Annotated in this window: 5 protein-coding genes and 1 pseudogene; 2 read left to right on the forward strand and 4 right to left on the reverse strand. The window is 63.0% G+C overall.

Translation table 11 applies throughout. From position 1 onward, the window contains the following. Both B2V21_RS02725 and B2V21_RS02730 read right to left on the reverse strand, forming a co-directional pair. Nucleotides 1-446, reverse strand: a pseudogene (locus B2V21_RS02725) (pyruvate carboxylase subunit B); the annotation flags it as partial. A gap of 11 nt (nucleotides 447-457) precedes the next feature. Further along, nucleotides 458-1,873 carry an acetyl-CoA carboxylase biotin carboxylase subunit gene (locus tag B2V21_RS02730; RefSeq protein WP_043192108.1) on the reverse strand — a complete coding sequence of 472 codons (1,416 nt, stop codon included), beginning with the start codon at nucleotides 1,871-1,873 and terminating at the stop codon, nucleotides 458-460. A gap of 188 nt (nucleotides 1,874-2,061) precedes the next feature. Between B2V21_RS02730 and B2V21_RS02735 the strand changes: the two genes are divergently transcribed. Continuing rightward, nucleotides 2,062-3,024 carry a LysR family transcriptional regulator gene (locus B2V21_RS02735; protein WP_286915966.1) on the forward strand — a complete coding sequence of 321 codons (963 nt, stop codon included), beginning with the start codon at nucleotides 2,062-2,064 and terminating at the stop codon, nucleotides 3,022-3,024. Here the strand turns inward: B2V21_RS02735 and B2V21_RS02740 are convergent. Beyond that, nucleotides 2,966-3,181, reverse strand: a complete 216-nt coding sequence (locus tag B2V21_RS02740) for a PA3496 family putative envelope integrity protein (RefSeq protein WP_282347172.1) — start codon at nucleotides 3,179-3,181, stop codon at nucleotides 2,966-2,968. The two genes, B2V21_RS02735 and B2V21_RS02740, sit on opposite strands and share 59 nt — an antisense overlap. 101 nt (nucleotides 3,182-3,282) lie before the next feature. Next, nucleotides 3,283-4,158 (reverse strand): transcriptional regulator HexR, encoded by an 876-nt coding sequence (hexR, locus tag B2V21_RS02745; protein WP_049860406.1) that lies wholly within the window; start codon nucleotides 4,156-4,158, stop codon nucleotides 3,283-3,285. 237 nt (nucleotides 4,159-4,395) lie between these two features. Between hexR and uvrD the strand changes: the two genes are divergently transcribed. Then, nucleotides 4,396-6,158: DNA helicase II (uvrD, locus tag B2V21_RS02750; RefSeq protein ID WP_286915967.1), on the forward strand; the 1,763-nt coding region annotated here is incomplete at its 3' end.

Raw genomic sequence — 6,158 nt, forward strand, 5'->3', positions numbered from 1 at the left:
ATGGTGCCCTGGGCGTGCTTGCCAGCCGCCTTCACCGCCTCGATGGCCACACGCAGGTTACGCACGTCGTTCATTGCATCGAAGATGCGGAACACATCGATTCCGTTGTCGGCCGCCTTGGCCACGAAGGCGCGGACCACATCGTCGCTGTAGTGCCGGTAGCCCAGCAGGTTCTGCCCACGCAGGAGCATCTGCAGACGGGTGTTGGGCAGCGCCTGGCGCAGTTTGCGCAGGCGTTCCCACGGGTCTTCCTTGAGGAAGCGCACACAGGCATCGAAGGTGGCGCCGCCCCACACTTCCAGCGACCAGTAGCCGACCCGGTCGAGCTTGTCGCAGATGGGCAGCATGTCTTCGGTGCGCATGCGGGTCGCCAGCAACGACTGATGGGCGTCGCGCAGGATGGTGTCGGTCACGAATATGCGCTTGGAAACAGGAGTATTGGACATTGTTGTGTTCCTCACAGGCCGGCGTGGGCGGCGATGGCGGCAGCGATGGCCAGGGCCAGCTCTTCGGGTTTGCGCTTGATCGAGTACTGGGTCAGCTCCGGATGGCTGTCGACGAAGCTGGTATTGAACTGGCCGCTGCGAAACTCGGGGTTGCGCAGGATTTCCTGGTAGTAGGCCGCCGTGGTCTTGATGCCTTGCAGGCGCATGTCATCGAGCGCCCGCAGACCGCGGTCCATGGCTTCCTCCCAGGTCAGGGCCCAGACCACCAGTTTGAGGCACATGGAATCGTAGAACGGCGGAATGGTGTAGCCGGTGTAGATCGCCGTATCGGTGCGCACGCCGGGCCCGCCGGGGGCGTAGTAGCGGGTGATCTTGCCGAAGCTGGGCAGGAAGTTGTTCTTGGGATCCTCGGCATTGATGCGGAACTGCAGGGCAAAGCCGCGGTGCACGATGTCTTCCTGCTTCACCGACAGCGCAAGACCCGAAGCAATGCGGATCTGCTCGCGGACGATGTCGATACCGGTGATTTCCTCGGTGATGGTGTGCTCCACCTGCACCCGGGTATTCATCTCCATGAAATACACCTCGCCCTCGGCGAGCAGGAACTCCACGGTACCGGCGTTCTCGTAGCCGACCGCCTTGGCTGCGCGCACCGACAGGTCGCCGATGTAGGCGCGCTGCTCGGGGGTCAGCTGCGGGCTGGGGGCGATCTCGATGAGCTTCTGGTTGCGTCGCTGGATCGAACAGTCGCGTTCGAACAGGTGCACCACATTGCCGAAGCGGTCACCCAGGATCTGCGCCTCGATGTGCTTGGGGTTGACGATGCACTTTTCCAGGAACACCTCGGCCGAGCCAAAGGCCTTGGTCGCTTCGGAAATCACCCGTGGAAAGGCCTGCTCCAGTTCCTCGCGGCTGTTGCAACGGCGAATGCCTCGCCCACCGCCGCCCGAGGTAGCCTTGAGCATGACCGGGTAGCCAATGCGCTCACCCTCGGCCAACGCCTCGTGGATGTCGGCGACGTTGCCCTCGGTGCCGGGCGTGACGGGTACGCCCGCCTTGATCATGCTGCGCCGGGCTTCGGTCTTGTCGCCCATGCGGCGGATGACCTCGGCCGACGGCCCGATGAACTTCACCCCGCGCTCGGCGCAGATATCGGCCAACTCGGCATTCTCGGAGAGAAAGCCATAGCCTGGATGCAAGGCATCGCAGCCGGTTTCCACCGCCAGGTTCACCAGCTTGCGCGGGTTCAAATAGCCGGCCAGGGGCTCGGCGCCGATGCTGTGGGCTTCGTCTGCGCGCTTGACGTGCAACGCGTGACGATCGGCTTCGGAATAGATCGCGACCGAACGAATGCCCATTTCGGCGCAGGCTCGTACGATACGTACGGCAATCTCACCTCGGTTGGCGATCAGGATCTTTTTTATCACTTGGAATTTCCTCGACCGATGAATCCATTCGGGTCGGTGCGTGGCCGACCCTTTGGGTAACCAGTTGTTTCCTGGTCGCCTCTGCAAGCTAGCGCGGTACCAGGATTAATAAAAATCAATCTTTGTTAGGTTACATATTAGCTAAAGCTTATAGTTGGTTGATCATCGTTCGAACATCGGATCGGGACATGCGTAAGTCACTGATGCGCCTGACATTGCGTCAGCTGCAAGTATTCAACGAGGTGTGCGATCTGCGCTCCTACAGCCGTGCCGCCGAAGAAATGTCGCTCACCCAGCCAGCGGTGAGCCTGCAGATTCGCCAGCTGGAAGAGCTGGTGGGCCAGCCACTGTTCGATTACGTGGGCAAGAAGCTCTATCTGACCGAAGCAGCGCAGGCTTTGCAGGCGGCCAGCCGAGACATCTTCGGCCGCCTGGAAAACCTCGACATGCAGCTCTCCGACATGCAGGGCTCCCTGCAGGGGCAGCTCAAGCTGGCAGTCGAATCCAGTGCCAAGTACTTCACCCCCCATCTGTTCGCCGCGTTCCGCACCCTGCATCCGGAGGTCAACCTGCAGCTTACGGTGGTCAACCGCGCCCAGGTGATCCGCCGCCTGAGCGACAACCGCGACGACGTGACCATCATGTCGATGGTGCCGCAGGACATGGGCCTGGACTTCATGCCCTTCCTCAACAATCCGATCGTCGCCGTCGCCCCGCCCGAGCATCCGCTGTGCCAGTTCGAACAGCTGAGCCTGCAGGACCTGCAAGCCTATACGTTGCTGGTACGCGAACAAGGTTCGGGCACGCGTCGGGCCTGCGAGGAATACTTCAAGGAGAAACGCGTGCACTTCACGCAGACCCTGGAAGTGGCGTCTGCCGAAGCCCAGCGCGAATGCGTGATCGCAGGTCTGGGGCTGGCCCTGCTGACGCGCCACGCCGTCGCCCGGGAGTTATCCACAGGCACGCTGCGAGAGCTGCCTGTGGCAGAACTGCCGTTGCAGCGCAGCTGGTGCGTGGTGCAGGCCAAGGCGCGGCGTCAGTCGCCGGTGGCGTTGGCCTTCGCCGCGTTCATCCGTGCTGAGCGGGCGCAGATCACGACGCTGGTCGAGCGCTTTGCCGGGCATCCGCCGACACCGTCTGCCAGACACTGAGCTGGGCGTCGTCGCCAATTTCCTGGAGCAGGCGACGCTGCTCGGCGTAGCTTTCGATCGCACGGCGAAACTCCATGCGGCGCTGATCTTCCTGCTGACGTTTGGTGCGGGCGGCACTGTTGCCTTGCGCTTGCGAGCCATCGACGTAACGAGCCATTGCCTGTCTCCCAGTTCGAGTTCGGGAGTACAGGGTGGCGTGGGTGTATGAAGGTTTGGCGACGGGGCGGTGAACATCGGGTTAAACCGATCACGCCTCGCTCAGTCCTCGTGGGCCTCGTGGGCCTTCAACGACTTGGGCGACAGGCGCAGGCTGCGCAGACTGCGCTTGACGCTCTTCAAGTGATTGACCAGGTCCGGACCGCGGGCCATCGCCACGCCCATGGCCAGCACGTCGATCACCACCAGGTGGGCGATACGCGAGGCCAGAGGCGTATAGATTTCGGTGTCTTCGTGCACATCGACTGCCAGGTTGACCGTCGCCAGCTCCGCCAGCGGCGTCTGCCCCGGACACAGGGAGATCAACGTGGCGCCACTTTCGCGCACCAGGTTGGCAGTGATCAGCAGGTCCTTGGAGCGCCCTGATTGCGAGATGCACACGGCCACGTCGGTCGGCTTCAGGGTCACCGCCGACATGGCCTGCATGTGCGGGTCCGAATAGGCCGCTGCGGTGAGCAGCAGGCGAAAGAACTTGTGCTGGGCATCGGCCGCCACCGCGCCAGAGGCGCCGAAACCATAGAACTCGACACGCTGCGCCGTGACCATGGCGCTGATCGCCCGCTGCAAGGCCTCGGGGTCGAGCTTCTCGCGCACTTCCATCAAGGTATGCAGGGTGGTGTCGAAGATCTTCAGGCTGTAGTCGGCCACCGAGTCGTCTTCGTGAATGGCGAACTGGCCGAAGCTCGCCCCCGCCGCCAGACTCTGCGCCAGCTTGAGCTTGAGGTCCTGGAAGCCGGTGCAGCCGATCGCGCGGCAGAAGCGCACGATGGTCGGCTCGCTGATGCCCACGCTGTGCGCCAGATCGGCCATGGAGCTGTGCATCACCGCCGCAGGGTCCAGCAGCACATGCTCGGCAACCTTGAGTTCGGATTTGCGCAGCAGGTGGCGAGACTGGTCGATGTGTTGCAGCAGGTTCAAGGGACAGCTTCCGCTAAAGGAGTCGAGGGGCCAGGATGTAGCTGGCCTGTAGTTATACTACAGGCCTCGGTGATCGCCCAGTTAAACGTCTCAGCACCCGCCGCGCAGGCAAAAACGGCCGCACACTGCTCGGCGCACACGTCGAATCTGCACCTTATGTCCGACACTCGCAGGATTTGTCTCGCAAGCGACAACTCTTGTTTGCCCCAACTCCATCGCGCACCCTAAAATGCCGGAATGCGCGATGACCTCTCCCTTCTGCTGAATTCCCTCAACGATGCCCAACGCCAGGCCGTAGCCGCCTCCGTCGGCCGTCAGTTGGTCCTGGCCGGTGCTGGTTCCGGTAAAACCCGAGTGCTGGTGCACCGTATCGCCTGGTTGATCCAGGTCGAAAACGCCTCGCCCCACTCCATCCTGTCGGTGACGTTCACCAACAAGGCCGCTGCCGAGATGCGCCAGCGCATCGAGCAGCTGATGGGTATCAACCCGGCCGGCATGTGGGTAGGCACCTTCCACGGCCTGGCCCACCGCCTGCTGCGCGCGCACTGGCAGGAAGCCAACCTGAACCAGAATTTCCAGATTCTCGACAGCGACGACCAGCAACGCCTGGTCAAGCGGGTCATGCGCGAGCTGGGCCTGGACGAACAGAAGTGGCCGGCGCGTCAGGCGCAGTGGTTCATCAATGGGCAGAAGGACGAGGGTCTGCGCCCGCAGCACATCCAGCCTGGCGGCGATCTGTTCCTGGCAACCATGCGCTCGGTCTACGAAGCGTACGAGGCAGCCTGCGCACGGGCCGGCGTGATCGACTTCTCCGAACTGCTGCTGCGCGCCCTCGACCTGTGGCGCGACAACCCCAGCCTGCTGGCGCACTACCAGCGTCGTTTCCGCCATGTGCTGGTCGACGAATTCCAGGACACCAACGCCGTGCAGTACGCCTGGCTGCGGCTACTGGCACAAGGTGGCGACAGCCTGATGGTGGTGGGCGACGACGATCAGTCGATCTACGGCTGGCGCGGTGCCAAGATCGAGAACATCCACCAGTATTCCGCCGACTTCCCGGACTCCCAGCTGATTCGCCTGGAGCAGAACTACCGTTCCACGGCCGGTATTCTCAAGGCCGCCAACGCGCTGATCGCCAACAACAGCGGGCGACTGGGCAAGGAACTGTGGACTGACGGCGACGATGGCGAGCCGCTGAGCCTGTATGCCGCGTTCAATGAACACGACGAGGCGCGCTACGTAGTCGAAACCATCGAGAGTGCCCTCAAGACCGGCCTGGCGCGCAGCGACGTCGCCATTCTGTACCGCTCCAACGCCCAGTCGCGGGTACTGGAAGAGGCGCTGCTGCGCGAGCGCATCCCCTACCGCATCTACGGCGGCCAGCGTTTCTTCGAACGCGCCGAAATCAAGAACGCCATGGCCTACCTGCGCCTGCTCGAAGGGCGCGGTAACGACGCAGCCCTGGAGCGCGTGATCAACGTCCCGCCCCGTGGCCTGGGCGAGAAGACCGTCGAAGCCATCCGCCAGCATGCACGTCACGCCGAACTGTCGATGTGGGAAGCCGGGCGGCAACTGGTGGCCAACAAGGGCCTGACCGGTCGCGCCGCCAACGCCCTGGGCGCGTTCATGGAGCTGATCGAGAACCTGGCCGCCAAGGTCATGCAGATGCCGCTGCACCTGATGACCCAGACCGTCATCGAGCAGTCTGGCCTGATCGTCTATCACCAGGAAGAAAAGGGTGAAAAAGGCCAGGCACGGGTGGAAAACCTCGAGGAACTGGTCAGCGCCGCACGCAACTTCGAAAACAGCGAAGAAGACGCCGACCTCACGCCGCTGGCCGCATTCCTCGGCCATGCGTCCCTCGAAGCCGGCGACACCCAGGCCGAGGAGCACGAAGACAGCGTTCAGTTGATGACCCTGCACAGTGCCAAGGGCCTGGAGTTTCCCTACGTGTTCCTGGTGGGCATGGAAGAGGGCCTGTTCCCGCACAAGATGAGCCT

This window comes from Pseudomonas sp. UBA6276, from assembly GCF_002438365.1.
GTDB lineage: Bacteria > Pseudomonadota > Gammaproteobacteria > Pseudomonadales > Pseudomonadaceae > Aquipseudomonas > Aquipseudomonas coleopterorum.